The organism is Microbispora bryophytorum, assembly GCF_006874465.1.
In the GTDB taxonomy this organism is placed as follows: domain Bacteria; phylum Actinomycetota; class Actinomycetes; order Streptosporangiales; family Streptosporangiaceae; genus Microbispora; species Microbispora bryophytorum.
Genome location: NZ_VIRL01000002.1, coordinates 331937 through 357792 on the forward strand (window position 1 = coordinate 331937; position 25856 = coordinate 357792).

Here is a 25856-nt window from a genome sequence, read left to right on the forward strand (position 1 = left end):
GATATCCGGTTGCGGCGGCCGATCTCCGTGCGTACGGTCGGCCGGGTGCACGGGCGAGGGTCGGCCGGGTCGCTGTGGCGGCACCGGGACTTCATGCTGCTGTGGAGCGGCCACACGGTGAGCCTGTTCGGCTCGCAGATCAGCTGGATCGCCCTGCCGATGGTCGCGGTCGCCGGGCTGCGCGCCACCACGTTCGAAGTGGCGGTGCTGGGGGCCATGAGCACGCTGCCGGCGCTGGTCGTCTCGCTCCCGGCGGGCGTGCTGGCCGACCGTCACCGCAGGCGGCGTCTCATGATCGCCTGTGACGCGGGGTCCGCGCTGGCCATGGCGTCGGTGCCGATCGTCGCCGTCGCGGGCCGGGTCACGATGGCCCAGCTCTACGCGGTCACGCTGGTGGTCGGTGCGCTCGGCGTGGTCTTCGGCACCGCGGCCGGCAGCCTGACGCCGGTGCTGCTCGGCGGCGACCGGCTCACCGACGCCAACGCCAAGATGAACACCGCGCGCGGCCTGGCGGAAATGGCCGGACCGAGCGTCGGAGGCTTCCTGGTCGGCCTCGTCGGCGCCGCCCGCGCGGTGGCCGCGGACGCCCTCTCGTACGCCGTGAGCGCCGCGGCCCTGGCGTCGATGCGCCTGCGGGAGCCGAAGCCCGAGCGCACCCCGCACCGCGGGCGCTTCCTCGGGGAGATCGCCGAGGGGCTGCGGTTCGTGCTCGCCCAGCCGGTGCTGCGCGTGCTCGCCGTCTCCGGGGCGTTCAGCGCCGTGCTGCTGCGCGGGATCAGCTCGATGTGGCTGCTGTACGTCGTGCGGGAGCTGGGCTGGAGCGCCCGGGCGGCCGGGCTCGTCTACGGCCTGAGCCTCGTCGGCGGGGTCGTCGGGAGCATGGTGGCCGGGCGGGTCACGGCCCGGTTCGGCATCGGCCGCGTGATCGTCCTGGGCGCCCTGCTGTCGGCCCCCTTCGAGCTGGTCACCCCCCTCGTGCCACCCGGCCTGGCCGGCCAGTGGACCGTCGGGCTGGTCTTCACCTTCCTGACGGCCGCCGGGATGGTCCAGATGACCGCGGCCCAGACCGTGCGCCAGTCGCTGTGCCCGCCCGGCATACTCGGCCGGATGAACGGCTCCACCCACTTCATGCAGGCGGGCCTGCTGCCGCTCGGGCCGCTCCTGGCCGGCGCCCTCGGCGCCTGGATCGGCCTGCGCCCCGCCCTGATCATCCTGGGCGGCGCGACCCTGCTGTGGCCGCTCCTGCTGTTCCTGTCACCCGTACGCACCGTGGATGGGAAATGACCATGATGGACGACGACCGGCCGCGCGCCCCTCGGCGGCTCGCGACGCGCTATTTCGAGATGTGGAACACCGGTGACACCTCGGCGGCCGAGGAGATCCTGAGCCCGGACTGGAGCGATCACGCGCATCCCGAGGTGGCCGGGCCGCAGGGCGTGCGAGAGGCGGTCGAGCGGATCCGCGGCGCGCAGCCGGACCTGCGGTTCCGGATCGACGCCGTCCTCGGCGAGGGCGACCTGGTGGCGGTCGTCGGGAACGCCGGCCGCGGCCAGGACGCGGAGGGCACCCCCCTGGTCTGGCTCATCCGCGTACAGGACGGCCTGCTCGCCGAGATGTGGACCTACCGCGGCATCGGCGGGTGATCGGCGAGGGCCGCGTCACCGACCACCAGAGCCCGGCGGCCGTCGTTCGTCCATGACGGTTCTCCCCACAGGGACGCGGGCGGCTGCGGCTCGGGAAACGGGAGTGCCGATGCGGTCGGCGGCGCGGCGCACCGGCCCCGGGGGGCCGTGAGGTGATGGGGCGGCCTCACGGTCCCTCCGCGGGCGCGGCTGCGGAAGCCGGGTCAGCGGCTCGACGGGCGGCGTCGCCCGCGGGCTCCCGGGCTTCCGCGGCTCGTCAGGGTTCGAGGTCGGTCACTCCCTTGCCGCTCGATATATCGAGTGGAACGGAGACCTGGTCGTGCGCGATCAGCCAGCCGCCGTCGGTCTTCCTGAAGCACACAGTGCCCCGGACCCACATACCGCTCGTCGCGGTCCCGTTCTTCAGTGTGCCGCTGAGCCGGCCGAAGAAGTGGCCGAACGCCACCGTGTCGCCCACGGTGAGTGTCAGGTCCCGAACCTCATAATCCAGATCCTGGAAGAACGCGAACGCGTTCACCCAGTTCTTCAACTTCGCGTCGATCCCTACATGCTGCAGCGGCGGCTCGACGTCGAAGGACACGACGTCCGTCGCGTAGAGCCGCCTCAGGCCGTCGAGATCCTTGGCCCGGATTCCTTCGGCAACGTTGCCGATCTGCTGCCTGATCTCGGCTTCGTCTTCCTCGCGGTGCGTGGGCATCGGTCCTAAGTCCTTCGCATCGGTGGGCAATCTTGACTTCTCACTGGTACGACCGAGCAGCACCCCGGAATGTCAGGCCCGCGGCTGCCGCGCCGGCTCGCCGCGTCGCCGCGCTCGTCCCCAGTGGAGCTCGATCTCGATGGAGGAATGGGCGCGCTTACAGGGCGCCGGCGGGCCGGTGAGGGTGAGAAAGGCAGCGACTCACCGCCACAACGCCGAACACGTGGACATGGACGTGAGGCCCGTCGGCCGGCGGCGACGTCAGGCCACCTTCGAGGACGGGGCGGTCCAGGTGTTGCAGGCCCCCGGGTCGCCGGACTTGAATCCCTCGTTGGCCCAGTAGGTGATCGACTTCCTGTTCCCGTCGTACTTGCCCGCCCAGCCGCGCAGGTAGTAGAGCAGATCGTCCCAGTCCTCCTGGTCACGCCGGAAGGACTTCCAGAAGCTCCGCAGGGAGGCTCCGGCGAAGCAGTAGCTCTGCAGGCTGTAGCGCCGTGTCTGCTCGGCGAGTTCGGCATTGCTCCGGTAGTGGACGTCCGCCCAGGCCCGGAAGATGCCGGCGACGTTCTGCACGTGCTCCCCGTACTTCGTCGCCAGCAGGTTGAACAGGTACAGATCCCCCGGCTCCTCCAGGAGGTCCTTCCTGAGCACGATCAGGACGGTGTGCGACGCGTCGCAGTAATAGGCGTCCCAATCACCCCACTTGATGCCGCAGAACTTCGCCGGCGCCTTGGTGGCGTACGTGAGCTTCATCCGGGACTGCTTGAGACCCGCCTGGTGCAATTCAGCGCCCCAGGAGCGGGTGAGGCAGGTCAGTACCTCGTTCAGGTAGGCCTTGGCGGACCTGGTGTCCTTCTTCTTGACCGGTCTTTCCCGGCAGTCGGTGGCCGGCAACGCTCCCGCGCCGTACAGGCGGTTGTCGGTGAGAGTCCTGCTCTTGATCGGATGGGCGGCGGCCGTGCCGGAGACGGCCGGGACGAGCCCCAGTGCCACCGAACCGGCGAGCGCGATCTTGGCGAGTTTCACGGACGACGAAGGTAGGCCACCCAAAGTCCACAGGAAGTCGTTTTGTGAACATTGATCCGCTTGGCCCGCGCGTGGCAGTGTTATACCAGGACGCCCGGAGCCGAAAGCGGACAGGGAGCGTGCATGGTCATCAGACGCGCCGAACCGGCGGACGCGGAGGCGGTCGCCGCCGTCCACGTCCGGTCGTGGCAGGCCGCCTATCCGGGGCTCATGCCCCAAGCCCATCTCGACGGGCTCACTCCGGCCATGCGCCTGCCCGTCTGGGAACGGCTGCTGGGGGAGTCCTCCCCGCCCGGCACGGAGGTCCTCGTGACGGAGGCGGACGGCTCCGTCGCCGGGTTCGCCTCGCTCGGCCCCGGCCGGGACGACGACGTCGACCCGGCCGAGGTCGCGGAGATCTCGGCGATCTATCTGATGCCCGAGGCATGGGGCGCCGGGGTCGGCGGGCGCCTCATGGCCGCCGCGCTGGACCGCCTCGCCGCCGCCGGGTATGAGCAGGCCGTCCTCTGGGTCGTCGACGGGAACGCCCGCGCCCGGCGGTTCTACGAGCGCGGTGGCTGGCGCCCCGACGGCGCCGTACAGCGGGACGAGTCGGACGGCTTCCCGCTGACCGAGATCCGCTACCGCCGGGCCCTGGGGCCTTGACCGCCGAGCGCTAGGGACCGGGCTTCGTCCAGGTCAGGGAGTATCGGCGGAGTACGTGCCGGCGGTAGCGCACGCCCGGCAGCAGGCGGCGTGCCGCGGCCCGCACCTGCCCGTAGCTCATCCGCGGTCCGGCCACCGGCATCCCCTCGGGCTCCCGCGCGCGTCGCAGCACCTTCGTGATGCGCACGACGGGAGCGGCCGCGATCATCGCCGCCCGCTCCGCGACGGACGCCTCGCGAGCGAGGCCGACCACCACCAGCGTGCCGCCGGGGCGCAGCAGTGCGCGCATCCGGGTGAGGGCGGCGTCGAAGTCCATGTGGTGGATCGCGGACACCGAGCAGACGAAGTCGTACTCCCCGGCGGGCAGGACGGCGGTGAGGAAGTCGCCCTCGACGAAGGTGAGCTCCGGCCGGCCGGCGGACAGCTCGCGGGCACGGGCGATCATCTCCGGCGATCTGTCGACGCCGGTGACGCGTTTGGACCGGCCGGTCAGCTTCCGGGCGAGCAGCCCGTCTCCGCAGCCGACGTCCAGTGCGTCACCGCACCCTGCGGGGACGGCGCGGAGGACGCCCGGGTGCCGGGCGACGTTGGTGTTCCAGTACGGGTCCGGGTCGGCCTGGCGCATCGGGTCATCGTAGATCGGGCGTCATGACGAAGTCGCGGAAGCGGGCGGCGGGGCCGGCCGGATCGTGGTCGGTCCGCCAGGTGAGGCCGATGGTGCGGCGGGCGGCCTCCGCCGCGATCCTGACGCCGACGGTGCCGGACTGCCCGGCGAAGGGCTCCGGGACGACGGCCACGCCGAGCCCGGCCGCGACCAGGCCCTCGATGGTCGCGAGGTCCTGGCTCTCGAAGGAGACGGCGGGGGACACCCCGGCGTCGCGCAGCAGCGTGTCGACCAGGGCCCGGTAGCCGAAGCCGACCGGCGTGGTGACGAGCTCCTCGTCCGCCAGCTCCTGGAGGGCCACCTCCTCCCGGTGGCGCAGCCGGTGGCTCGGCGGGACGACGAGCACCAGCCGCTCCTCCTGGAGCGGGTGCCAGCCGAAGTCTCCGGGTGGGCGTGGGGAGGTGATCGCGAGGTCGGCGGCCCCGCTGCGCAGATCCTGGACGATCTCGTGCGCCGGTTCCTGGCGCAGCAGGATGCGCATCCGGGGAGCGTGCTCGTGGAAGGCGCGCAGCAGCCGCGGGACGAGGGAGGTGGCGATGGAGTCGAGGAAGGCCAGGCGCACCACCCCGGTGTCCGGGTCGAGCAGGCTCCGGAGGTCGGTCAGCAACTGCTCGTAGCGCGCCGTGAGGTCGCGCGCGGCCGCCACCACGAGTCTCCCGTTGGGCGTCAGGTGGACCCCGTCCGGCGCCCGCTCGAACACCCGGGTGCCGAGTTCGGCCTCCACCCGGGCGAGGGCGCGCGAGAGCGTCGGCTGGCTGGTGCGCAGGATGGCGGCGGTGTCGGTCACGTGCCGGTGCTCGGCGAGGGCGACCAGCCAGGACAGGTCCCGGAGCAGCATGCCCGCCATCATACGTGTCGCGTATTGTAAGCCGCTTCTCATCGCATTGGACGCATGACGGCAGCAAAGTGCACAGTCATTCGGGTGACCGCTGTTCTCGAGACCTCCGCCGTGGAAGGACACCTGCCGGGCACCGCCGGATACCGGCGGGTCGTCGTCGCGCTGTTCGCCGCCGGGGTGGCGACCTTCGCGCTGCTGTATAGCACCCAGGCGATCCTGCCCGAGCTCGCGGCGCAGTTCGGGGTGTCGACCGCGGAGAGCACGCTGAGCGTGTCGCTCACCACGCTCGGGCTCGGCGTCGCGCTGCTGGTGGCCGGCCCCCTGTCCGACGTCGTCGGGCGCACCCGGCTGATCCATCTGTCGTTGACGGCGTCCGCCGTCGTCGCGGCCGCGTGCGCGCTGGCGCCCGGCTGGCCGGCGCTCGTGGTGCTGCGGACGCTCCAGGGCATCACACTGGCCGGTCTCCCCGCGGTGGCCACCGCCTACCTGCGCGAGGAACTGCACCCGTCCACGCACGCCCGCGTCGCCGGTCTGTACGTCGGCGGCACGGCGCTGGGCGGGATGGCCGGTCGCCTCCTGACCGGCGCGGTCGCCCAGGCCGGCGGCTGGCGCTGGGCTCTCGCCGCGGCCGCCGCACTCGGCCTGCTGTGCGCCCTGACCGTACGCGTGCTGCTTCCGGCCTCCCGGCGCTTCACCGCGGCCCCCGCGAGCATGCGCGCCCTGCTCCGCGGGAGCCTGCGCGCGGTCTCGGACCGCGGACTGCTCGCGTTGTACGGCATCGGCGGCTGTTCGATGGGGGCCCTGGTCGCGGTGTTCAACACCCTAGGCTTCCGGCTCTCGGGCGCGCCGTTCCACCTCGGCGTCGGAGCCGCCGGCCTGATGTTCCTCGTCTATCCCATCGGCTCGGTCAGCTCCGCGGTGTCCGGCCGGCTGGCGGACGGCTACGGGCGCCGGACCGTGACGCCGCTCGGCTGCCTGCTGGCCGTCGCCGGCGCGCTGGTGACGCTGTCGTCCTCGCTGCCGGTCGTGGTGATCGGGCTCGCTCTCCTCACCGCGGGCTTCTTCGCCGTCCACGGGGTGGCCAGCGGCTGGGTCCCGGCACGGGCGCACGCGGGCGGGGTGTCCACGGGCCAGGCCGCCTCGCTCTACCTGTTCACCTACTACCTCGGGTCCTCCGTCTTCGGCAGCCTCGCGGGGCGCGCCTGGACGGACGCCGGATGGCCGGGCGTGGTCGCCCTCGCTGTGCTCCTGCTCACCGCCACCGGCGCTCTCGCCCTCCTGCTGCGCAGGACCCCGCTCTGGGGAAGTGATCTCTCCCGGCTGGCGCGCTAACGGCCACCCAAGTCCGGTGAAGTTGTCGTCCGCCTCGGCGGCCGCGAGAAATCCGGGCGCGCCGGACACGGCGTGGACGCCATGATGATCCGATGAGGGCGTGCGTTTTCTGCGAGATCATCGCAGGGCGAAAGGCGGCCAGCGTGATCCATGCCGACGACAGCGTGGTGGCGATCCTGGATCACAAGCCGGCCACCGTCGGCCACGTACTGGTGATCCCACGTGTGCACATGGCCGGGTTGGCCGACGCCGACGACGCGGTCGGTACGGCGATCTGGCGGGCGGCGCGGCGCGTGTCGGCGGCGTTGCGGGCGTCGGGGCTGCGCTGTGACGGGGTGCGCCTGTCATTGGCCGACGGGGAGGCCGCCGGCCAGGATGTCTTCCACCTTCACCTGCACGTGCTGCCGCGTTATCCGGGAGACGGCGTCGTGGTCGCCGCGGACTGGAAGAAGCGCTCGCGTGACCTTCTCGACCAGGACGCGGCGCTGATCCGGGCCGCGCTCGCGCGCTGACCCCCCTCTTCTCGCGGTCTCACGCCGGCCTGTGCTGGTCATGCTCGGCCACCAGCCGCTTCGGCGCCTGCTGACGCCATGCCTCTTCCACGAGACTCCTGACGCGTTCCGCAGGGACTCTGCCGAGCTCGACCTGCAGTCCGAGGAAGCTCTTCCGCGCATCGGGGCGGCGTACGGCCTCGTAGGCGGACGGGTCGGCCTGCGACGCGTCGGCGGCCTGCTGCTCGCCGACGCGGAACACCGCCGTCGTCTCGTCCCTGCCCAAGCCGAGGAAGGTCCGGCCCCGGACCTTGAAGACGGGAACGTGGAACCGGAAGTGACTGACCTCTTCGACCTCGGGCAGCGCGGTGGCCCAGCGCCGGATGTCGTCCGTAATGGTCATGAAGCGACACTATCCACATGCCGCCGCGGCAGCCGTCCTCCAGGGCCGCGGTGGCCAAGATTGGACTTGCCGGTCCAATTCCTGTCTCGCACAGTGGCGGTGCCGCACGGGTGACCGGACCAGGTTCCGGTGCGGGTACAGGCAGACGTGGATGACGGCGGCGTGCGCGTGAACGCGATCTCTCCGGGTGTGGTCCTGGAGCCCACGCCGGGAGCGGCGCACCCGGGCGAGGTCATGATGAACGGCACTCCGGCGGGGGCGTGGGCGAGCCGCACGCCGTCGCGCATGCCGCGGTCTACCTCGCCAGTGCGGAGGCCGCGTTCGTCCACGGCATCGTGCTGGACGTGAACGGCGGCCGTACGACCACGGCCGTCAGCGCCGCATGACGCTGCGCATCGCCACGCCCGCCGTCACGGTGCGCGCCGTGACGGCGGAGTCCGGCCCGGTCAGGGCCGCCTCGGGCGGGCGATGCGGAAAGCCCGTGGCAAGGCGCGGGACCTTGCCACGGGCTTCCTGCTCCACGACTCGCGGCACTGCCTCGCGTCGCTCCTGACCTCTTCGGGCGCCGAACGCCGCCCTCGATGTGGTGCTCGCCGCTCGGACGGAACCGAGGCAGAACCAGCCGGATCACCGCGCGATGACCATGCACGTCACCGCGCAGTCACCGATCACACGTCGTAGTAGAGCTCGAACTCGTGCGGATGCGGGCGCAGACGGATCGGGTCGACCTCGTTCTCGCGCTTGTAGGAGATCCAGGTCTCGATGAGGTCCGGCGTGAACACGCCGCCCTCCAGCAGGTAGTCGTGGTCGGCCTCGAGCGCGTCGAGCACCTTCTCCAGCGAGCCCGGCACCTGCGGGATGTTGCGGGCCTCCTCCGGCGGCAGCTCGTACAGGTCCTTGTCGACCGGCTCCGGCGGCTCGATCTTGTTGCGGATACCGTCGATGCCGGCCATGAGCATGGCGGCGAAGGCGAAGTACGGGTTGCAGGACGGGTCCGGCACGCGGAACTCGATGCGCTTGGCCTTCGGGTTCGATCCGGTGATCGGGATGCGAACGCAGGCCGAGCGGTTGCGCTGCGAGTAGACCAGGTTGACCGGGGCCTCGTAGCCGGGCACCAGGCGGTGGTAGGAGTTCACCGTCGGGTTGGTGAAGGCCAGCAGCGACGGGGCGTGCTTGAGCAGGCCGCCGATGTAGTAGCGCGCCATGTCCGACAGACCGGCGTAGCCGACCTCGTCGTAGAACAGCGGCTCGCCGTCCTTCCAGAGGGACTGGTGGCAGTGCATGCCGGAGCCGTTGTCACCGAAGATCGGCTTGGGCATGAACGTGACCGTACGGCCCGCCTGGATGGCCGTGCTCTTGATGATGTACTTGTACAGCATCAGCTTGTCGGCCGTTTCGAGCAGCGTGCCGAACCTGAAGTCGATCTCCGCCTGGCCGGCCGTGCCCACCTCGTGGTGCTGCATCTCGGTCTCGATGCCGGCCTCGATGAGGTTGCGCACCATCTGCGAGCGCAGGTCGGTGAAGTGGTCCATCGGCGGGACCGGGAAGTAGCCGCCCTTGTAGCGGGGCTTGTAACCCAGGTTGCCGCCCTCGGAGGCCTTGCCGGTGTTCCAGGCGCCCTCGACGGAGTCGATGTAGTAGTAGCCGGCGTTCTGCCTCGTCTCGAAGCGGACGTCGTCGAAGATGTAGAACTCGGCCTCGGGGCCGAAGAACACGGTGTCCGCGATGCCGGTGCCCTTGAGGTACTCCTCGGCCTTACGCGCGACGTTGCGCGGGTCGCGGCTGTAGGCCTCGCCGGTCAGCGGGTCGTGCACGAAGAAATTGATGTTCAGCGTCTTGTGCTGACGGAACGGGTCGAGCACGGCCGTGGACGGGTCGGGCAGCAGAAGCATGTCCGACTCGTGGATGGCCTGGAACCCGCGGATCGACGAGCCGTCGAACATGAGGCCGTCGGTGAAGACGTTGGCGCCGAAGTTCTCGGACGGGAAGGTGAAGTGGTGCGTCGTCCCCGGCAGGTCCGTGAACCTGACGTCAACGAACTGCACACCCTCGTCCCGGATGAACTTGAGGACGTCATCGGCGGAGTTGAACACTCTCGAACCTCCCAGGGGCATGGGCTAGCAACCCGAAAATAGGCCGATGCCGTTTCCGCCCCATGTCTCGATTGTTTCGCGCATGTTAAGGGAAAGCGCTACCCGGGCGGTTGCGGCCACAACGTCGGCCCGCCGCTCACGAGCTCCATCCTACGGCCTTCTCGCAGGTCAGGTGCCCAACGCGGCCGGGCAGCGCGGCTTGCCGGAAACACCGGAGGCGCGGTCGTAGGGATCGACGGGCTCGCCGGAGGGCCTCGCTCCCTGTGGGTCACCAGGAAATCGCGGGTGGATGAATCCGTTATCCGCACCGCAATTCGCGCCAAAGAGGGCTGATCTGTCCATTACTAGCCAGACCACAAGCTTCCCGCCCTCCCGATAGGCGGAGAACTCGCTCCTGTGGTGCTCGACGACTCTCGTCACGATCAGGGGCGCGCCGGTGCGGCTGACCGGGTGGACGAACAGATAGTCCGTCCCGATCGTGACGCCTCCACCGGCCCTTTCCGAGACCGTCGTCTCGCCGGAGACCTTCACGACGTCCCCGACCGGCTCGGCCGCGTCCGGGGCGAGGCTGAACAGCCACGACCGGGTGCCCGAGGGGCCGCTGTCGTCCAGATGGCGCAGGAACGTCTCACGCTGCCGGGGATGCAACAGGCGGGCGAACGCCTCCGGGCGCCCGCCACGCACGGTGGCCGGGTCGAGGTGCGCCGCCGACAGCAGCCGCCGTACGCGCTGCAGGGCCTGGCCGACCTCCTTCTCCGTGAGCCCGCCGAGCGCGCGGGCCGCGGGCATGGCCAGCCCCTGCTCCCCGTCGGCGTAGTCGACGGCGGGAGTGCCGGCGAACGGGCCGGCGGCCGGCGCCGGGACGGGGCCGTGGTCGAACAGGCCCTCCTCGCCGTCGGGGATCGGCGTCAGCACGGGCCCGGGCCGGGCGACCACGGCGCCGGAGATCACCAGGTCCTCGCCGCCGGCCGCCGGGCGGACGAAGCCGAGCCTCTCCAGGACGCCGGGCCGCAGGACGACGACCCCCACGAGCACGACCAGGCCCGCGATCATCACCAGCACGGCCGGGCGGCGTCGCCGACCCGGCGGTGGCGCGACCGACCCGGCCGCCGCGGTCATCCGGCGGATCTCGTCCTTGTCGAACTGTGCGACCAGCGCCTCGAAGCGCGCGTCGATGTCATCGGGGTCCGCCGGTCGCACGGTTCCCTCCAAAGCGCTCAGATAGGAAACGATTCACGATACCGGGATCTAACGCGATAAGCCCGCCCATGATGTACGGCTTCGCGGCCGGACGCCAGACCGGTGTCCCTCCCCGATACGCTGGGAAACCATGAGTGACCGGCAGCCGCGTTGGACGCAGACCTGGATCGGGGGCCCGCGGGCCGCCGGGATGGACCTGGGCTATCCGGGGGAGCGCCTCGGCCTGCCCGAGCAGGGTCCCGGGGCGGTCGCCGGGTGGGGACGCAGAGTCGGCGCCGTCGTCGTCGACTGGTTGCTGTGCACCTGGGCCATCGCCGGCGGTCTGCTGCGCGTGCAGGGCAACGACATCGGCGCGGTCGGCCTCGGGGTCTTCGCCGCGGAGTACGTCCTGCTGGTCGGCACGATCGGCATGACGCTGGGGATGCGCCTGTTCGGCATCCGCGTGGCCGCGCTCGACGGCGGGCGGCCGCCCTTCTCCAGCGTGCTGGTGCGCACGCTGCTGCTGTGCCTCGCCGTGCCCGCGCTCATCTGGGACCGCGACCGGCGCGGCCTGCACGACCGTGCGAGCCGCACGGTCGTGGTCAACCTCTGACACCGCGTCGAACCCTGGTCAGGGTCATTGCGATGGCCTGGGTGCATGTCCGGCCGCGTTACTTCCTCTGACGTCGCCGCCGGGACCTACGACGCCGCCCTGGCGCACTGGAAGATAGCCGTGCCGGGCAGCAGCCGCCCGCGCAGCGGACTCCAGCCGCCCCACGTGCGGTCGTGGCCCTGCGGCCACTCCGGCTCGGTCAGGCCGGTCAGCACGAGGCCGGAGGCGGCGATCAGGCCCACCCAGTCGCCCATCGTCCGGTGGTGCTCCACGTACGACGGCTCGCCGCCTTCGCCGAACTCCACGTACGGCGACCGGTCGAAGTAGGGGCGGTCGGCGGTCAGGCCGCGCGGGCCCGGATCGTCGGGGAAGGCCCACCGGACGGGGTGGCTGACGGAGAACACGAACCGGCCGCCCGGCCGCAGCACCCGCCGCACCTCGGCCAGCACCGCCCCGGCGTCGGCCACGAACGGCAGCGCGCCGTAGGCCGAGCACGCGAGGTCGAACGACCGGTCCGCGAACGGCAGCGTCTCGGCGTCGGCCTGCACGACGGGCAGGGCCGCCCCGGCGGACATGTCGATCCGCCGGGAGTGCTGCAACTGCCGGTAGGACAGGTCGACGGCGGCGACCGCCGCGCCCTGCCCCAGCAGCCAGCGGCCGCACTGGCCGGCGCCGCACCCGATCTCCAGGATCCGGCGCCCGGCCACGTCGCCCAGCAGCCGGGCATCGGCCTCGTCGAGCCCCTCGGGGCACCACACGAAGCCGTCGTCGCGCAGAAAGCCGCCGTGCTCGGCCTGATACTCGTCGGCCGCGCCGTCCCACCAGCCCCGGTTGGCCCGGGAGGTCTGCGACCGGGACACCGGCCGCCTTCCCACGAGGTCCAACGCGGTCAGCGCATCTTCGGGCCGCGCGGCATCCGGGCGCCCTTGGGGATGGGGCCTTTCGGCATCGGGATGGCCGGGGTGAGGGCGCGCATCCGGTTGTTGACCTCGGACACGGCGCCCTTCTTCAGGTTGCGGGGCAGCTTCATCATGTGCCGCTGGAGCTTGGCCAGCGGGATCTGGCCCTCCGCGTCACCGCACTGGACGTCGTACACGGGCACGTCGACCGCGACGCGCTGCACGCGCTTCTTCTCCGCGAGGAGCATGCGCTGCACCCGGTTCGGCGGGCCCTCGGAGACCAGGATGACCCCCGGGAATCCGACGACCCGGAACACGAGGTCCTGGTCGCGGTTGACCGCGACCGGCTTCTCCTCGACGTGCCAGGTGCCGCGCAGGCTCTGCAGGATCGCGTACGTCGCCCCCGCCTGGCCGTGGAGCATCGAGTACTGCGCCTTCTGCGCCAACCGGCTGAAGACGACCATCCCCACCAGCACGGCGGCGAAGACGCCGAACACGATCCACGTCCAGCCGAAGATCACGCCGATGACGACGAACACGATGAGCGTGCCCAGAGCCGACGCGTAGACGATCGGCATACCCTTGGGGTTCGCCTGCTGAATGATCTGTGCGACCATCCGGAGTTGCTTGAGGCGACCCGGAGCCGCTGCGTCTTTCGCCATGGTGTGAAGGATACAAACGCCGAGCTGACTTAATGAAAACGAGACTCGCCCACGCGGGCGGCGATCGCCTGCTGGTACAGGCGGCCGGCCCGGTAGGACGAGCGCACCAGCGGCCCGGACATGACGCCGGCGAAGCCGATCTCCTCGGCCTCCCGCTGGAGCTCCACGAACTCCTCGGGCTTGACCCAGCGGTCCACCGGGTGGTGGCGCGGGGTGGGACGCAGATACTGCGTGATGGTCACCAGGTCGCATCCGGCCTCGTGCAGGTCGCGCAGCGCCTGGACGATCTCCTCGCGCTCCTCGCCCATGCCGAGGATGAGGTTCGACTTGGTGACCAGCCCCGCCTCGCGGGCCATGGTGATGACCGCCAGCGAGCGCTCGTAGCGGAACGCGGGCCGGATCCGCTTGAAGATCCGGGGCACGGTCTCGATGTTGTGCGCGAGGACCTCGGGCCTGCTGGAGAAGACCTCCTCGAGCTGGCCGCGGTCGCCGTTGAAGTCCGGCACCAGCAGCTCGACGCCGCAGCCGGGAACCATCTCGTGGATCTGCCGGGCGGTCTCCGCGTACAGCCAGGAGCCGCCGTCGGGCAGGTCGTCACGGGCGACTCCGGTCACCGTGGCGTAGCGCAGGCCCATCTGCTGCACCGACTCGGCGACGCGGCGCGGTTCGTCCCTGTCGTACTCCGCCGGCTTGCCGGTGTCGATCTGGCAGAAGTCGCAGCGCCGGGTGCACTGGTCGCCGCCGATGAGGAAGGTGGCCTCGCGGTCCTCCCAGCATTCGGAGATGTTGGGACAGCCCGCTTCCTGGCACACGGTGTGCAGCCCCGCGCCCTTCACCAACGACTTGATCTCGTTGAAGTTGGGGCCGTTGTGCAGCCGCGTCTTGATCCACGGCGGCTTCTTCTCGATGGGGGTCTGGCTGTTGCGCACCTCCAGGCGGAGGAGCTTTCGGCCTTCAGGAGCGACGGTCATGCGACTTCCTTCGCAGCACTCCGCGGTAGCGGTCCGCGGGCCCGGGGTCCGAGCGGGAGCACGCGGCCCGGCGCCGTACGCGGGCCTGCGTGCCTGTCGGAACGCTCGTTCATGAGCCCAGCTTATTACCTGCTTTCAGGTGATCCGGGACGGCTCCCGGACCATCGCGCGAGGTGGCGCCACAGCTCGGCGCCGATCCGAGTCCGAGGCCGTCCGGCCCGGCCGGGCCACGGGAAAGTGCAATCGATTGTAATTTTGCAGTAGGGTGCAGAAATGGCTGAGGGGCTGCGGGAGCGCAAGAAGCGGCAGACCCGGCGGCGCATCGCCGAGGTGGCGGTTCGGCTGTTCGTGGAACGCGGCTTCGACGACGTCACGATGGCCGAGGTCGCGCAGGCCGCCGAGGTCTCGGTGAACACCGTCTACAACTACTTCCAGGCCAAGGAGGACCTGGTGCTTCCGCCCGAGGAGGCGTCGCCCCGGAGGCTGGCCGACATCGTGGGGGAGCGGCCGCCGGGTCAGTCGGCGGCCGTCGCGGTGCTGGAGCGCCTGCGCCGGGAGGTACGCGGTCGCGAACGCGCGGTCGGGCTGAGCGCGGGATTCGGGCGCGTGCTGGAGATGATGCGGGCCGCCCCCACGCTGACCGCCCGGCTGGAGGACCTCGGCCGTCAGATGACCGACGCGCTGGCGGTCGCGCTGGCAGAGGAGACCGGCGCGGACGCCGGCGATCCGCTGCCGCGCGTGGTCGCCTGGCACATCGGCTGCCTCCACTCGCTGGTGTACGCGGAGATCGGGCGGCGTACGACGGCGGGGGAGAGCCCGGACGCCATCGCCGCGGCCGTGCTGGAGCTGCTCGACGTCGCCGAGAGCCTTCTGGGCGAGCGCGTCCGCACCTACGCCGTACGAGAGGGACGACCGTGTTCAGAGTGACGATCAGAGGAAAGTTCAAGGACCTCGACGACGCCGGCCGGGCCGCCGTGACGGCGGCGGGCGGCGCCGCCTACACCGAGGGCGGCACGTTCACCCACGACGCGAGCGTGTCCGCCTTCACCTTCCGCTGCCAGGTGCCCGCGGGGCCGGACGACGGCGAGGACGAGGCCGCGCTCGGAGCGATGGCCGCCCTGGACGCGCACGGGCACCCGTACGAGATCCTGCGGGTCGCGGTGACCGACATGCGCCAGATCAAGATCCGCAGGAAGGGCCGCGGCGCGTAGCCGTCAGGCGAGATCCTCCTCGTACAGGTCGTACGGCTCCTCGCCGAGCGCCTCGGCGAGGCGCTTGCCGGCGAACGGGATGACCTCGTCGACCGTGATCCGCCGGCCGGTCTCGGCCGCCAGCGACGTGACGCCGGCGTCGTCACCGGCGATGCGGGTGTACCAGCTCAGGTCGTTGACGCAGTTGAGCGCGAAGCCGTGCATGGTGACCCCGCCGGAGACCCGGATGCCGATCATGCCGATCCTGCGGTCCGGCAGCCCGTGCGCGGGGTCACCGGGCACCCAGATCCCGCCACGGCCCTCGACCCGCCGGGCCGTCACCCCGAAGTCGGCGCAGACCTGGATCAGGACCTCTTCCAGCACGCGGACGTAGGAGACCACGTCGCCGATGCGAATGATGGGATAGCAGACGAGCTGCCCCGGGCCGTGCCAGGTGATCTTCCCGCCCCGGTCCACGTCGATGACCGGCGTGCCGTCGACCGGCCGCTCGTGCGGCAGCGTCCGCTTGCCCGCCGTGTAGACGGGGGCGTGCTCCAGGATGAGGCACAGGTCGGAGATCTCGTCGGCCGCCCGCCGGGCGTGCAGCCGCCGCTGCAGGGTCCACGCCTGCTCGTACGGTACGTCGACGCCCAGGCGGACGATGGCCACGCCCTTCACGTTCCCATCGTCCTTCACGTTCACAGCGTAGAGGTCAGCAGCCGGGGCTCGACACGCAGCTCCTTGACCGCGGACCCGTCCCGCTCGATCCGGTAGGCGTACCCCTCGGGGTCGGTGGTCACGGCCTGGATGAACTCCGTGCCCACGTAGTGCAGCGCCACGCCCTCGTCGGCGGCGTAGCCCTCGGGCAGCTCGCCCGACGCGACCGACTCGTGCAGCAGCGCCCGCCGCTGGGGGTCGGAGTTGTAGTGGACGCCGCAGGAGTAGGGGAGCAGGCCCAGGCCCTCGGCCCAGGGACGCAGCCTCGGCCCGAACGAGTCGGTGTTGCCGCCGACGTGCCAGCACAGCGCGCCCGCGCTCTGCCCGGACAGCACGATCCCCGCCCGCCAGGCCTCGGCGAACGCCTCGTCCAGGCCGTGCAGCCGCCACAGCGCGGCGAGGTTGGCGACGCTGCCGCCGCTCACGTAGATGGCGTCCTGCTCCAGGATCCACTCGCGGGGGTCCTCGACGTTCGGCATCGGGAAGACCGTCAGGTGGCTCACCTCGACGTCCCAGCTGGCGAACGCGCCGTACATCTTGAGCAGCCACTCGGAGTCGTCGCCGGTCGCCGTGGCGAGCAGGCCGAGCTTGGGCCGGTCCTGGCCGGTCAGGTCGAGGACGTAACGCAGCAGGGCGGTCGGCTCGATGAACCCGTATCGCTCCGTCTGCCGGAATGACCCGCCTCCGATGGCGACGATGTGCGACTGCCCGATGCGGCTCATGCCCACCACTCCCGTTCCCGGATCGAATGACTCTTTAGAGTACGGCGGCCAGCGCCTCGCCGACGGTGGGATGGGCGAACCGATGACCCGCGTCGAGCAGCCGCCGGGGGAGCACCCGCTGGCCGGCGAGCAGGGCCTCCTCCGCGAACTCCCCGAGCGCCAGACGCAGCGCGAGGCGCGGTGCCGGCAGCGGCATCGTCGGGCGCCGCAGCGCCTTGGCGAGAGCGGCGGTGTACTCGGCGTTGGTCACCGGCTCGGGAGCCGTCAGGTTCACCGGCCCGGCCAGGTCGTGCGCGAGCAGGAAGCGGACCGCGTTTACCCAGTCGGGCAGCGAGATCCATGAGACGTACTGCCTGCCGTTGCCGAGCACGGCGCCCGCGCCCATCTTGAATATCGGCAGCATCCGGGCGAGCGCGCCGCCCCGGCCGCTGAGCACGACACCCGTGCGCATCGGCGTCACCCGCACGCCCGCCTCCCCGGCGGGCGCGGTGGCGGCCTCCCAGGCGCCCACCAGATCGGCCAGGAACCCCGTGCCCGCCGGCGCGGACTCGTCCACCGCGCGATCCCCCGTGTCGCCGTAGAAGCCGATCGCGGAGGAGGACAGCAGCACCCGCGGTCCGCCGTCGGCGCGGGCCAGCGCCTCGGCGAGGGTGCGCGTGCCGCTGACCCGGCTTGCCACCAGCTCCCGCTTGTACGCCTCGGACCACCGGCGGTCGCCGATCCCGGCGCCGGCCAGGTGGACGACGGCGTCGGCGCCCTCCAGCGCACCGGGGTCGAGCGTGCCGCCCGCAGGGTCCCAGAAGTGCTCGTCCGGCCCGGCGGGCGCGCGGCGTACGAGGCGGCGCACCTCGTGCCCGTCGGCGCGCAGCACGCGCACCAGAGCCGTCCCGAGCAGTCCCGAGGAGCCCGTCACCACTGTCGTCATCGTCTCCACGCACCGATCACTACCCGGAAACGAAGGGGGCCGCCCCGCGAAACGCGGGACGGCCCCCAGAGGCGTCCGGGGCGTACGGCTCGCGCCGGCCCCGGGCCCGCGGCTACGCCAGGCCGAGCTGGGCCTCGAAGCGGCCCTCCTCGAGACGGTGCTTGATCGTCGTGAGGAAGCGGGCCGCGTCGGCGCCGTCGACCAGGCGGTGGTCGTAGCTGAGCGCGAGGTACACCATCGAGCGGACCGCGATGACCTCGCCCTCCGGGGTGTCCACGACGACCGGGCGCTTGACGACCGCGCCGGTGCCCAGCATGCCGACCTGCGGCTGGTTGAGGATCGGCGTGTCGAACAGCGCGCCCCGGCTGCCGGTGTTGGTCAGCGTGAACGTGCCGCCGGTGATCTCGTCCGGGCTCACCTTGTTGGTGCGGGTGCGCTCGGCGAGGTCGGCGATCTTACGGGCGAGCCCGGCGATGTTGAGGTCGCCCGCGTTCTTGATCACCGGGACGAGCAGGCCGCGCTCGGTGTCGGTCGCGAAACCGAGGTGCTCGACGTCGAAGTAGGTGACCTCGTTGGTCTCGCTGTTGATCGTGGCGTTCAGCTTCGGGTGCTGCTTGAGCGCCTCCACCGCGGCCAGCGCGAAGAACGGCATGAACGACAGCTTCACGCCCTCGCGCCGCAGGAACTCGCCCTTGGCCCGGTCGCGCAGGCGGGCGATGCGGGTGACGTCGACCTCGACCACGGTGGTGAGCTGGGCCGAGACCTGCAGCGACTCCACCATGCGCTTGGCGATGGTCTGCCGCAGGCGCGACATCTTCTCCGTACGGCCGCGCAGCGTGGTGTCCACCCGCACCTCCGCCGCGGCGGGCGCGGCGGCGGGAGCCTGGGCCGGGGCGGGCGCCGCCTGCGGGGCCGCGGGAGCGGCGGCAGCGGCGGCGGCCTGCTCACGCTGGACGCGGGCGGCCTCGATCACGTCCTGCTTGCGGATCCGGCCGCCGACGCCGGTGCCGGTCAGCGCGTCGAGGTCGACGTTGTGCTCGGCGGCGAGCTTGCGGACCAGCGGCGTGACGTACGGGCTCTCGCCGGACGAGGGCAGCGGGGTCGGCTCGCTCGGCTGCGCGGCCGGAGCCTGCTGCGCCGGAGCCTGCGGGGCCGGAGCCTGCGGGGCCGGGGCCGGGGCCGGGGCGGGCGCCGGGGGCGCCGGCTGCGGGATCGACGAGATCGGCGCGGCGGGGGCGGGCTCGGGCGCCGCGGCCTGCGCAGGGGCCGGAGCGGGCTCCGGCTCGGGCTGCGGAGCGGGAGCCGGAGCCGCGGGCTCGGCGGCGGCCGGGGCGGCGCCCGCCTCGGAGTCGATCAGGGCGAGCTCGGCGCCGACCTCGACCGTCTCGTCCTCAGCAACGATGATCTTGGTCAGGTAGCCGGCGGACGGCGAAGGGATCTCGGTGTCGACCTTGTCGGTCGACACCTCGAGGAGCGGCTCGTCGGCCTCGACGCGGTCGCCTTCCTTCTTCAGCCAGCGGGTGACGGTGCCCTCGGTAACGCTCTCGCCGAGCTGGGGCATGGTTACGGAGACCGGCATGGTGTGTCTTCTCTCGCGTTCGCTAGGAGGGCTTCAGTTGTGGACGTGCAGCGGCTTGCCGGCCAGGGCCAGCATGGCCTCGCCGAGGGCCTCGGACTGGGTCGGGTGCGGGTGGATGAGCTGGGCGACGTCGGTGGCCGTGGCCTCCCAGTTGAAGATCAGCTGAGCCTCCGCGATCAGCTCGCCCACCCGGCTGCCGACCATGTGGACGCCGAGCACCCGGCCGTCGCGCTCGGCGACGACCTTGACCTCGCCCTGGGTCTGCAGGATCTTGCTCCTGCCGTTGCCGGCGAGGTTGTAGTTCTGCTCGACGACGTCGTGACCGCGCTCGCGGGCGACCGACGTGGCGATGCCCACCGACGCGACCTCGGGCTCGGAGTAGGTGATGCGCGGCACGCCGTCGTAGTCGATCGGCACCGGGTTCACCCCGGCGATGTGCTCGGCGACCAGGATGCCCTCGGCGAAGCCGACGTGGGCGAGCTGCAGCGTGGGGATCAGGTCGCCCACGGCGTACACACCCGGCACGCTGGTCTGGCAGAACTCGTTGACCAGCACGTAGCCGCGCTCCATCGCGACGCCGTTCTCCTCGTAACCGAGGCCGGCCGAGACGGGGCCGCGGCCGACGGCGACGAGCATGATCTCGGCGTCGAGGGTCTTGCCGTTCTCGAGGGAGACGACGACCCCGGTGTCGGTGGTCTTGACGCTCTCGAACCGGGTGCCCAGCTCGTACTTGATGCCACGGCGGCGGAAGGCGCGCTCCAGCAGCTTGGAGCTGGACTCGTCCTCCAGCGGCAGCAGGTGCGGCAGCGCCTCGACGATGGTGACCTCGGCGCCGAAGGAGCGCCACACGCTGGCGAACTCGACGCCGATGACGCCGCCGCCCAGGATGACGACCGAGGACGGGATCCGGTCGAGGACCAACGCGTGGTCGCTGCTGATCACCTTCTCGCCGTCGATGTCGAGGCCGGGCAGCGACTTCGGCACCGAGCCGGTCGCCAGCACGACGTTGCGGCCCTCGTAGACCTGGTCGCCGACCACGACGCGGCCGGGGCCGGCCAGGCGGCCCTCGCCCTCGACCACGGTGATCTTCTTGCTCTTGACGAGCCCGGCCAGGCCCTTGTAGAGGCCCGCGATCACCTTGTCCTTGTACGCGTGGACGCCGGGGACGTCGATGCCCTCCAGCCGGGTGCGGACGCCGAACGACTCACCCTCGCGGGCCTGGTCGGCGAGCTCGGCCGCGTGCAGCAGCGCCTTGGTGGGGATGCAGCCGCGGTGCAGGCAGGTGCCCCCGACCTTGTCCTTCTCGATGAGGACGACGTTCATGCCGAACTCGGCCGCCCGCAGGGCACAGGCGTAACCACCGCTACCGCCACCTAGGACGACGATGTCGTAGGGGCCGCTGCCATCAGCCACTGGAATGCTCCTTGGTCGTATTCACACCGCCGGGTGGATCCGGCAGCATCTTTTCACTTGTCCCGGAAGATCGTGGCCCCGGCCCGGGCCCGCACGGCAGGCCGCGGCGGAGCCGTCTTCCCTCTTCGAACAGCCCGCGAAGGCTCTTTCTGTCTAAACAGCCTGCGCGGACGTCCCGTTCCCCGTGTAGCGCTCGGCCACGGCGACGAGCGTGCGGGTCAGCGCGCCGGTGCCGCCCTTGGGCGTGTAGCCGTGCGGCTCGCCCTTGTTGAACGCCGGCCCGGCCATGTCCACGTGCGCCCAGCGGACGCCCGCGGGGACGAACTCCCGCAGGAAGATGCCCGCGGCGAGCATGCTGCCCCACCGCTCGGGCTGGAGGTTGGCGATGTCGGCGACCGCGGAGTCGAGCCCCTTGCGCAGCTCGGCGGGCAGCGGCATGCCCCAGGCGCCCTCGCCCTGCTCGCCGGCGATGCGGACGATCTCCTCGCGCAGGGCGTCGTCGTTGGCCATCACGCCGGCCGTGCGCCACCCGAGCGCCACGATCTGGGCGCCGGTCAGGGTGGCGACGTCGATGATCACGTCGGGCTCGTCCTCGGCGGCGCGGGCGATGCCGTCGATCAGCACCAGGCGGCCCTCGGCGTCGGTGTCGAGCACCTCGACGGTCTTGCCGCTGTAGGTGTGCAGGACGTCGGAGGGACGCTGGGCGCTGCCCGAGGGCATGTTCTCGGCGAGGCAGAGGTAGCCGACCGCGTTGACGCGCAGGCCCAGCCGGGCGATCGCGACGAGCGCGCCGAACACGGCTCCCGCTCCGCCCATGTCCGACTTCATCCAGTCCATGGAGGCGGAGGGCTTGAGCGACAGGCCGCCGGAGTCGAAAGTGATGCCCTTGCCGACGAACGCGACCTTCCGAGTGGCCTCGGGGTGGGTGTAGGCGACGCGGACCAGGCGCGGGGGGTTGACCGAGCCCTGGCCGACGCCGACGATGCCGCCGTAGCCGTCCTCCTTGAGCCTGACCTCGTCCAGCACCTCGACCGACAGGCCGGCCTCAAGGCCGGTCTCCTGGGCGATCTCGGCGAAACGCGCGGGCCAGAGGTCCGACGGCGGCGTGTTCACCAGGTCGCGGACGAGGGTCACGGAGTCGGCGAGCGTCGCCGCGTGCGCGACGGCCTCCTCGGCCCCGGCCGCGCCGGACAGGACGGTCAGCTCGCCGACCGGCTGCCTGCGGTCACCGCCGGTGCGGTAGCGCGTGAAGTCGTAGGCGCCCAGCAGGCCGCCCAGCGCCACGGCCTCCGCTTCGGCGGCCGTACGGGCGGGCAGAGCGAGCGTGGCGGACGCCGTGCCGGCGAGGGAGCGGACGGCGGCTCCGGCCGCGCGGCGCAGGTTTTCAAGGTCGTAGTTATCCCCGGGGCCGTCCTGCGGGGCGTCGCCGAGTCCCACGGCGACGGCGACGGGCGCGGGCAGCGCCCCGAAGGTCGGGATCTTGACGATCTCCTGGGCCTTGCCGGTGAACCCCATGGTGGTGAGGATCTCGGCTAGTCGTCCGTCCAGGGCCTGGTCGAGGCCTTCACCTCCGGGAGCCGGGCGTGGACCCTCCGGGGTCGTGTGGACGCCGATTATGAGAGCACTGGTCTCGATGGAGACCGCGTCAGATGCGTTGATGCGCACTGTGGTCACGTGAGCCGATGCTAGCTGGGCTTACTCGGCTACGCATAAACGAGGGTTCATCCTACCTATCGGTGGCCTCGATGATGCCAATGGAACTAGTACCATCGCGCCCTTCCGGACATATGGTGCTAATGTCGGTAGCATCATGTTGCTCACGCTCGATCTCAACGATCCGCGGCCCCTGCACGAACAGGTGGCCGTCGCCATCAGGCGCGCGATCGAGGCCGGGGACATCGCCCCCGGCGATCGGCTGCCGCCCGCCCGCGACCTGGCCCACGCGCTGGGCGTCAACGCGAACACGGTGCTGCGCTCGCTGCGCGACCTGCGGGACGAGGGCCTGCTGGAGTTCCGCCGCGGGCGCGGCGTGTCGGTGCTGCGGCGGCCGGACGGCCGCGCGGCGCTCAGGACGCGTGCGCGCGATCTGCTCGACGAGGCCGCCAGGTATGGCCTCACCGCCGGCGACGTCGTCGCTCTCATCACGGACCTCAGTGAGGAAATGGCATGACCGACCCGCGCGACACCTCCGCAACCGGCTTCCGCACCCGATTCCTGCCGGCCGCCGCGGCCTGGGCCGTCCTGGTCGCCGCCGTGCTCGTGGCGGTGCCGCTCGTGCTCGCCGGCCGCCTGCCGGACCCGCTGGCCACTCATTGGGGGCCGTCCGGGCGGCCCGACGGCTCGATGTCATTCGCCGCCTTCGCGCTCTTTCCGGTCGTGCTGTGGGTCGCCGTCGCGGGGATCGGCATCGGCGTCGCGGCGCGCGCTCGCACGTTGGTCCGCCGGGCGCCGCGCGCCTTCTACTGCGCCGGGCTGGCCTGGGCGGGCGGGCTCCTGATCACCACGCAGGCGTTCACGGTCGCCGCCAACCTCGACCGCGGCGACTGGACCCGCGCGGCGGGCATGACCTGGCAGGTCGCGGTGGTCGTCGTCGCGCCGATCGCGCTCGGGGCGCTGGGCTGGCTCGCCGGCCGCCGCGGCCCGGACGCCTCCCCGGCGCCGCCGCCGGCGGAACCGGTGATCGACCTCAGTCCGGGAAAGCGGCCGGTGTGGGTCTCCACCGCCACCGCGCCGTGGGCGTCCTGGCTCACGCTCGTGGCGCTCGCCGCCGCGGTGGTCATCGCGGCCGCGGCCCGGTCCGGCCTGATCCGCGACGGGTGGGGCGCCGTGGTGCCTCTGGCCCTGACGGGCGTGGTCGGCGCGGTGCTGTCGTCGGTATCGGTGCGGGTCGTCCCCGAATCGCTGACGGTGTCGGTCGGCCCGCTGCGGTGGCCCTTGCGCAGGGTGCGTCTCGACCGTGTGGAGCGGGCGTGGGTGGAGGAGCGGTATCCGGCGCAGGTGGGCGGCTGGGGCTACCGAGGGCTCCCCGGACGGGCCACGATCATGATCCGCGGCGGCGAGTGCCTGGTCGTCAGGTACACCTCCGGCGGTGAGCTGGGGATCACGGTGGACGACGCCGCCGCGGGCGCCGCCCTGCTCAACGCCCTCATCGCCCGGCAGCACCCCTCCGTCGAAAGGTGATGAGCGTGATCCGGCGCAACGCCGATGTCTGCCTGTTCCTCCTCGTCGCGTTCGGGGCCTCGTGGCTGATCGCGCTGCCCCTGTGGACGGGACCGGTCAGCCCGTCCGCCTTCCAGCTCCTCGGCATCCCGATCATGTTCACGCCGTCCCTGGGCGTACTGGCCGTGTGGCTCACCCGGCGGCGCGGCACGCCGCTGCGGGAATGGGCGCGGGCGACCGGGCTCACGCTCGGACCGGACCGGGGCACGACGGCCCCGCTCCTGGTGGCGGCGCTGCTCGGCGTGCCGCTTCTCGTGGCCGTCGCCCTCCTGGTGAGCGCCGCCGTCGGCGTCGTGAGCCTCGACTTCGCCGGGCTGAGCCTGTTCCGCGCGCAGCTGGGCGCGGCAGCCGACAAGGTGCCGCTGGACCCGCGGGTCCTGTACGTCGTGCAGGTCGTGCAGGCCGTGCTGATCGCCCCGTTCATCAACGCGATCCCCGCGTTCGGAGAGGAGTGGGGCTGGCGGGGCTGGCTGCTGCCGCGCCTGCTCGGCGACCCGGCGGTCGCCCCCGTGCCGGCGGTCTCGCCGATGCCGGGCGTCTCGCCCGAGCCGGCGGGAGTGCCCGGCCCGGGGGAGCGGCGGCCCGCCCGGGTGTGGCCGGCGATGGTGCTGTCCGGCGTGATCTGGGGTCTGTGGCACGCGCCGCTCACGTTGAAGGGCTACAACTACCCGGAGCTCGGCGCCTGGGCGGCGGTGTTGTTCGTCGGCTTCTGCGTCATCTTCGGGGCGCTGCTCGGCTGGATGCGGCTGCGGTCCCGCAGCGTGTGGCCCGCGGTCATCGCACACGGCTCGCTGAACGCCGTGGCGGGCCTGGCGCTGCTCCTCGGCGACACGGCCGCCCCGCCGAACGCGGCGCTCGCCGGGATCACCGGGGTCGTCGGCTGGGTGCTGCTCGCGGCCGCCGTCCTCGTCGCCTACCGGCTGCGTCCCGTCACCGCGCCGCGCTGAGCCGCCTGTTCGCGAGGGTCACATCAGCAGGACGGCGGTCAGCAGCGTGACCGTCGTGGCCGTCTCCACCAGGGCGCCGAGCACGTCGCCCGTGACGCCGCCCAGCCGCCGTACGGCCCGGCGGCGCAGCAGCGCGGCGGCCCCCAGTCCGGCGGCCATCGCCAGCAGCAGCCCGGCCACCGTGATCAGGTACGGATCGGCCGCCAGGTGGTGCAGCACCCCGGCGGGCCGCACGTCCGGGCCAGAGGTGTACCCGGTCACCTCGGAGTAGGTGACCAGCGCGGGATGAGGGCGGTCGAAGGGGTTCGACAGACCGGACGGCCGGCAGTAGTCCAGCAGCGACGGACCGGCGGCCTCCGCGAGAGCGAGCACGGCGACCACGGCGGCGGTCGCGAGGGTGGCCCCGATCGCGGCACCCCGCCGTACGGTGCCGGCGACGAGCGCGCCGAGGCCGGTGGGCCGGGCGGCGGGCACGCCCCCGCGGCACGCCCACGTGACGGCCAGCCTGCCGGTCGCCGCCGCCGTCACCAGCGCGGCCCAGGCGGCCGTGCCGTCCCGCGACAGCGCGGCCACCTGCACGAGCAGGGCGATCACGATGGTGACGACCCCGAACGGGCCGATGTCGGAGCGCTTCATCACCTCCAACGCGCCGTCGGCCGGCCTGCCGCTGCCGAACCCGTCGGCCAGGTCCGCGAGGCCGTCCAGATGCAGGGCCCGGGTCAGCCAGGCCAGCGCCGCCACCGCGAGGACGGCGCCGAGCAGCGGCGAGCCCGACACCGCGCCGGCGACCGCGAGCACCACGGCGGCGGCCAGGCCGAGGAGCAGGCCGACGAACGGCGCCAGCGACATGGCGCGTCCCGCCACGGCGCGGTCGACCTCCACCGGCCGTACGGGGAAGACGGTGAGGGTCCCGACCGCGAGCCGCCAGGCCGCGCCGGGGCCGCTCATGCCGGCTCCTTGCCTGGCGGCTCACGGTCGCATGAGCGGA

Annotated in this window: 30 protein-coding genes; 12 read left to right on the forward strand and 18 right to left on the reverse strand. The window is 72.1% G+C overall.

The window, feature by feature from the left end; all coding sequences use genetic code 11:
- The first annotated feature begins 45 nt into the window (after positions 1 to 45).
- Both FLX07_RS05800 and FLX07_RS05805 read left to right on the forward strand, forming a co-directional pair.
- Complete coding sequence (locus FLX07_RS05800) at positions 46 to 1284, forward strand: MFS transporter (RefSeq protein WP_142568393.1); 1239 nt, start codon at positions 46 to 48, stop codon at positions 1282 to 1284.
- Entirely contained in the window at positions 1281 to 1643 is a 363-nt protein-coding gene (locus FLX07_RS05805; protein ID WP_142568394.1) for an ester cyclase, read from the forward strand. Before FLX07_RS05800 ends, FLX07_RS05805 begins: the two co-directional genes overlap by 4 nt.
- Positions 1644 to 1899: 256 nt before the next feature.
- Here the strand turns inward: FLX07_RS05805 and FLX07_RS05810 are convergent, their stop codons facing one another.
- Positions 1900 to 2370 (reverse strand): YybH family protein, encoded by a 471-nt coding sequence (locus FLX07_RS05810; RefSeq protein WP_223852723.1) that lies wholly within the window; start codon positions 2368 to 2370, stop codon positions 1900 to 1902.
- Between the two features lie 231 nt (positions 2371 to 2601).
- The gene (locus tag FLX07_RS05815) at positions 2602 to 3366 is read right to left on the reverse strand and encodes a neutral zinc metallopeptidase (protein ID WP_167748130.1); all 765 of its coding nucleotides are present in this window, start codon (positions 3364 to 3366) and stop codon (positions 2602 to 2604) included.
- A gap of 123 nt (positions 3367 to 3489) precedes the next feature.
- Between FLX07_RS05815 and FLX07_RS05820 the strand changes: the two genes are divergently transcribed.
- Complete coding sequence (locus FLX07_RS05820) at positions 3490 to 4011, forward strand: GNAT family N-acetyltransferase (protein ID WP_142568396.1); 522 nt, start codon at positions 3490 to 3492, stop codon at positions 4009 to 4011.
- A gap of 10 nt (positions 4012 to 4021) precedes the next feature.
- On the opposite strand, the gene FLX07_RS05825 is transcribed toward FLX07_RS05820, so the two are convergent.
- Complete coding sequence (locus FLX07_RS05825) at positions 4022 to 4636, reverse strand: class I SAM-dependent methyltransferase (RefSeq protein ID WP_142568397.1); 615 nt, start codon at positions 4634 to 4636, stop codon at positions 4022 to 4024.
- Positions 4637 to 4640: 4 nt separating this feature from the next.
- A complete protein-coding gene (locus FLX07_RS05830) occupies positions 4641 to 5513 on the reverse strand; it encodes a LysR family transcriptional regulator (protein WP_142568398.1) in 873 nt (290 codons plus the stop codon).
- A gap of 84 nt (positions 5514 to 5597) precedes the next feature.
- Between FLX07_RS05830 and FLX07_RS05835 the strand changes: the two genes are divergently transcribed.
- Positions 5598 to 6845 carry an MFS transporter gene (locus FLX07_RS05835; protein WP_208762095.1) on the forward strand — a complete coding sequence of 416 codons (1248 nt, stop codon included), beginning with the start codon at positions 5598 to 5600 and terminating at the stop codon, positions 6843 to 6845.
- 92 nt (positions 6846 to 6937) lie between these two features.
- A complete protein-coding gene (locus tag FLX07_RS05840; protein WP_142568400.1) occupies positions 6938 to 7357 on the forward strand; it encodes an HIT family protein in 420 nt (139 codons plus the stop codon).
- 19 nt (positions 7358 to 7376) lie between these two features.
- Here the strand turns inward: FLX07_RS05840 and FLX07_RS05845 are convergent, their stop codons facing one another.
- Positions 7377 to 7739: an MmcQ/YjbR family DNA-binding protein gene (locus tag FLX07_RS05845; protein WP_142568401.1), complete on the reverse strand. Its 363-nt coding sequence runs from the start codon at positions 7737 to 7739 to the stop codon at positions 7377 to 7379.
- A gap of 260 nt (positions 7740 to 7999) precedes the next feature.
- Between FLX07_RS05845 and FLX07_RS38295 the strand changes: the two genes are divergently transcribed.
- Positions 8000 to 8125, forward strand: coding sequence for a hypothetical protein (locus FLX07_RS38295; RefSeq protein ID WP_263407583.1), 126 nt, complete (start codon positions 8000 to 8002; stop codon positions 8123 to 8125).
- On the opposite strand, the gene FLX07_RS36315 is transcribed toward FLX07_RS38295, so the two are convergent.
- From FLX07_RS36315 to FLX07_RS05860, 3 genes are all read right to left on the reverse strand, one after another.
- Entirely contained in the window at positions 8112 to 8273 is a 162-nt protein-coding gene (locus FLX07_RS36315; protein ID WP_167748131.1) for a hypothetical protein, read from the reverse strand. The genes FLX07_RS38295 and FLX07_RS36315 overlap by 14 nt on opposite strands.
- Before the next feature lie 134 nt (positions 8274 to 8407).
- Entirely contained in the window at positions 8408 to 9832 is a 1425-nt protein-coding gene (gene glnA / locus FLX07_RS05855; protein WP_142568402.1) for a type I glutamate--ammonia ligase, read from the reverse strand.
- A 168-nt stretch (positions 9833 to 10000) separates the two neighbouring features.
- Positions 10001 to 11032 (reverse strand): hypothetical protein, encoded by a 1032-nt coding sequence (locus FLX07_RS05860; RefSeq protein ID WP_142568403.1) that lies wholly within the window; start codon positions 11030 to 11032, stop codon positions 10001 to 10003.
- A gap of 130 nt (positions 11033 to 11162) precedes the next feature.
- On the opposite strand from FLX07_RS05860, the gene FLX07_RS05865 reads away from it, so the two are divergent.
- The gene (locus FLX07_RS05865) at positions 11163 to 11624 is read left to right on the forward strand and encodes an RDD family protein (protein ID WP_142568404.1); all 462 of its coding nucleotides are present in this window, start codon (positions 11163 to 11165) and stop codon (positions 11622 to 11624) included.
- Positions 11625 to 11710: 86 nt separating this feature from the next.
- On the opposite strand, the gene FLX07_RS05870 is transcribed toward FLX07_RS05865, so the two are convergent.
- The 3 genes from FLX07_RS05870 to lipA are packed head-to-tail and all read right to left on the reverse strand — an operon-like array spanning position 11711 to position 14156.
- Complete coding sequence (locus tag FLX07_RS05870; RefSeq protein ID WP_229689630.1) at positions 11711 to 12484, reverse strand: class I SAM-dependent methyltransferase; 774 nt, start codon at positions 12482 to 12484, stop codon at positions 11711 to 11713.
- A gap of 29 nt (positions 12485 to 12513) precedes the next feature.
- Entirely contained in the window at positions 12514 to 13185 is a 672-nt protein-coding gene (locus FLX07_RS05875; RefSeq protein ID WP_142568406.1) for a DUF4191 domain-containing protein, read from the reverse strand.
- Positions 13186 to 13214: 29 nt separating this feature from the next.
- On the reverse strand, positions 13215 to 14156 hold the full coding sequence (gene lipA / locus FLX07_RS05880) for a lipoyl synthase (RefSeq protein ID WP_142568407.1): 942 nt from the start codon (positions 14154 to 14156) through the stop codon (positions 13215 to 13217).
- Between the two features lie 273 nt (positions 14157 to 14429).
- Between lipA and FLX07_RS05885 the strand changes: the two genes are divergently transcribed.
- Together FLX07_RS05885 and FLX07_RS05890 are read left to right on the forward strand one after the other, a co-directional pair.
- A complete protein-coding gene (locus tag FLX07_RS05885) occupies positions 14430 to 15083 on the forward strand; it encodes a TetR/AcrR family transcriptional regulator (protein WP_142568408.1) in 654 nt (217 codons plus the stop codon).
- Complete coding sequence (locus FLX07_RS05890) at positions 15080 to 15367, forward strand: DUF6204 family protein (RefSeq protein WP_229689631.1); 288 nt, start codon at positions 15080 to 15082, stop codon at positions 15365 to 15367. The genes FLX07_RS05885 and FLX07_RS05890 overlap by 4 nt, the downstream gene beginning before the upstream one ends.
- 3 nt (positions 15368 to 15370) lie before the next feature.
- On the opposite strand, the gene lipB is transcribed toward FLX07_RS05890, so the two are convergent.
- From lipB to FLX07_RS05920, 6 genes are all read right to left on the reverse strand, one after another.
- The gene (gene lipB, locus FLX07_RS05895; protein ID WP_229689632.1) at positions 15371 to 16042 is read right to left on the reverse strand and encodes a lipoyl(octanoyl) transferase LipB; all 672 of its coding nucleotides are present in this window, start codon (positions 16040 to 16042) and stop codon (positions 15371 to 15373) included.
- Between the two features lie 2 nt (positions 16043 to 16044).
- Entirely contained in the window at positions 16045 to 16785 is a 741-nt protein-coding gene (locus FLX07_RS05900; RefSeq protein ID WP_142568410.1) for a Type 1 glutamine amidotransferase-like domain-containing protein, read from the reverse strand.
- A gap of 34 nt (positions 16786 to 16819) precedes the next feature.
- Entirely contained in the window at positions 16820 to 17710 is an 891-nt protein-coding gene (locus FLX07_RS05905) for a TIGR01777 family oxidoreductase (RefSeq protein ID WP_142568411.1), read from the reverse strand.
- 112 nt (positions 17711 to 17822) lie between these two features.
- A complete protein-coding gene (sucB, locus tag FLX07_RS05910; protein WP_142568412.1) occupies positions 17823 to 19289 on the reverse strand; it encodes a 2-oxoglutarate dehydrogenase, E2 component, dihydrolipoamide succinyltransferase in 1467 nt (488 codons plus the stop codon).
- Between the two features lie 33 nt (positions 19290 to 19322).
- Positions 19323 to 20702 (reverse strand): dihydrolipoyl dehydrogenase, encoded by a 1380-nt coding sequence (lpdA, locus tag FLX07_RS05915; RefSeq protein ID WP_142568413.1) that lies wholly within the window; start codon positions 20700 to 20702, stop codon positions 19323 to 19325.
- Positions 20703 to 20855: 153 nt separating this feature from the next.
- Complete coding sequence (locus FLX07_RS05920; protein ID WP_142568414.1) at positions 20856 to 22376, reverse strand: leucyl aminopeptidase; 1521 nt, start codon at positions 22374 to 22376, stop codon at positions 20856 to 20858.
- 136 nt (positions 22377 to 22512) lie between these two features.
- Between FLX07_RS05920 and FLX07_RS05925 the strand changes: the two genes are divergently transcribed.
- Genes FLX07_RS05925 through FLX07_RS05935 form a run of 3 tightly spaced genes read left to right on the forward strand, consistent with a single transcriptional unit; the run spans position 22513 to position 24868 of the window.
- Positions 22513 to 22872 carry a GntR family transcriptional regulator gene (locus FLX07_RS05925; RefSeq protein WP_142568415.1) on the forward strand — a complete coding sequence of 120 codons (360 nt, stop codon included), beginning with the start codon at positions 22513 to 22515 and terminating at the stop codon, positions 22870 to 22872.
- On the forward strand, positions 22869 to 23882 hold the full coding sequence (locus tag FLX07_RS05930; RefSeq protein ID WP_142568416.1) for a DUF1648 domain-containing protein: 1014 nt from the start codon (positions 22869 to 22871) through the stop codon (positions 23880 to 23882). Before FLX07_RS05925 ends, FLX07_RS05930 begins: the two co-directional genes overlap by 4 nt.
- Before the next feature lie 5 nt (positions 23883 to 23887).
- Entirely contained in the window at positions 23888 to 24868 is a 981-nt protein-coding gene (locus FLX07_RS05935) for a CPBP family intramembrane glutamic endopeptidase (protein WP_229689633.1), read from the forward strand.
- A gap of 18 nt (positions 24869 to 24886) precedes the next feature.
- Here the strand turns inward: FLX07_RS05935 and FLX07_RS05940 are convergent, their stop codons facing one another.
- The gene (locus tag FLX07_RS05940) at positions 24887 to 25816 is read right to left on the reverse strand and encodes an adenosylcobinamide-GDP ribazoletransferase (RefSeq protein ID WP_142568418.1); all 930 of its coding nucleotides are present in this window, start codon (positions 25814 to 25816) and stop codon (positions 24887 to 24889) included.
- Between the last annotated feature and the right edge of the window lie 40 nt (positions 25817 to 25856).

What these genes read in the sequence shown, in the direction of transcription:
- FLX07_RS05805 (WP_142568394.1), top strand. Translation starts at nt 1,281, where the DNA reads ATGACCATGATGGACGACGACCGGCCGCGCGCCCCTCGGCGGCTCGCG.
- FLX07_RS05820 (WP_142568396.1), top strand. Translation starts at nt 3,490, where the DNA reads ATGGTCATCAGACGCGCCGAACCGGCGGACGCGGAGGCGGTCGCCGCC.
- FLX07_RS05825 (WP_142568397.1), bottom strand. Translation starts at nt 4,636, where the DNA reads ATGCGCCAGGCCGACCCGGACCCGTACTGGAACACCAACGTCGCCCGG.
- FLX07_RS05830 (WP_142568398.1), bottom strand. Translation starts at nt 5,513, where the DNA reads ATGCTGCTCCGGGACCTGTCCTGGCTGGTCGCCCTCGCCGAGCACCGG.
- FLX07_RS05840 (WP_142568400.1), top strand. Translation starts at nt 6,938, where the DNA reads ATGAGGGCGTGCGTTTTCTGCGAGATCATCGCAGGGCGAAAGGCGGCC.
- FLX07_RS05845 (WP_142568401.1), bottom strand. Translation starts at nt 7,739, where the DNA reads ATGACCATTACGGACGACATCCGGCGCTGGGCCACCGCGCTGCCCGAG.
- FLX07_RS05865 (WP_142568404.1), top strand. Translation starts at nt 11,163, where the DNA reads ATGAGTGACCGGCAGCCGCGTTGGACGCAGACCTGGATCGGGGGCCCG.
- FLX07_RS05875 (WP_142568406.1), bottom strand. Translation starts at nt 13,185, where the DNA reads ATGGCGAAAGACGCAGCGGCTCCGGGTCGCCTCAAGCAACTCCGGATG.
- lipA (WP_142568407.1), bottom strand. Translation starts at nt 14,156, where the DNA reads ATGACCGTCGCTCCTGAAGGCCGAAAGCTCCTCCGCCTGGAGGTGCGC.
- FLX07_RS05885 (WP_142568408.1), top strand. Translation starts at nt 14,430, where the DNA reads ATGGCTGAGGGGCTGCGGGAGCGCAAGAAGCGGCAGACCCGGCGGCGC.
- FLX07_RS05900 (WP_142568410.1), bottom strand. Translation starts at nt 16,785, where the DNA reads ATGAGCCGCATCGGGCAGTCGCACATCGTCGCCATCGGAGGCGGGTCA.
- FLX07_RS05905 (WP_142568411.1), bottom strand. Translation starts at nt 17,710, where the DNA reads ATGACGACAGTGGTGACGGGCTCCTCGGGACTGCTCGGGACGGCTCTG.
- sucB (WP_142568412.1), bottom strand. Translation starts at nt 19,289, where the DNA reads ATGCCGGTCTCCGTAACCATGCCCCAGCTCGGCGAGAGCGTTACCGAG.
- FLX07_RS05925 (WP_142568415.1), top strand. Translation starts at nt 22,513, where the DNA reads ATGTTGCTCACGCTCGATCTCAACGATCCGCGGCCCCTGCACGAACAG.
- FLX07_RS05930 (WP_142568416.1), top strand. Translation starts at nt 22,869, where the DNA reads ATGACCGACCCGCGCGACACCTCCGCAACCGGCTTCCGCACCCGATTC.
- FLX07_RS05940 (WP_142568418.1), bottom strand. Translation starts at nt 25,816, where the DNA reads ATGAGCGGCCCCGGCGCGGCCTGGCGGCTCGCGGTCGGGACCCTCACC.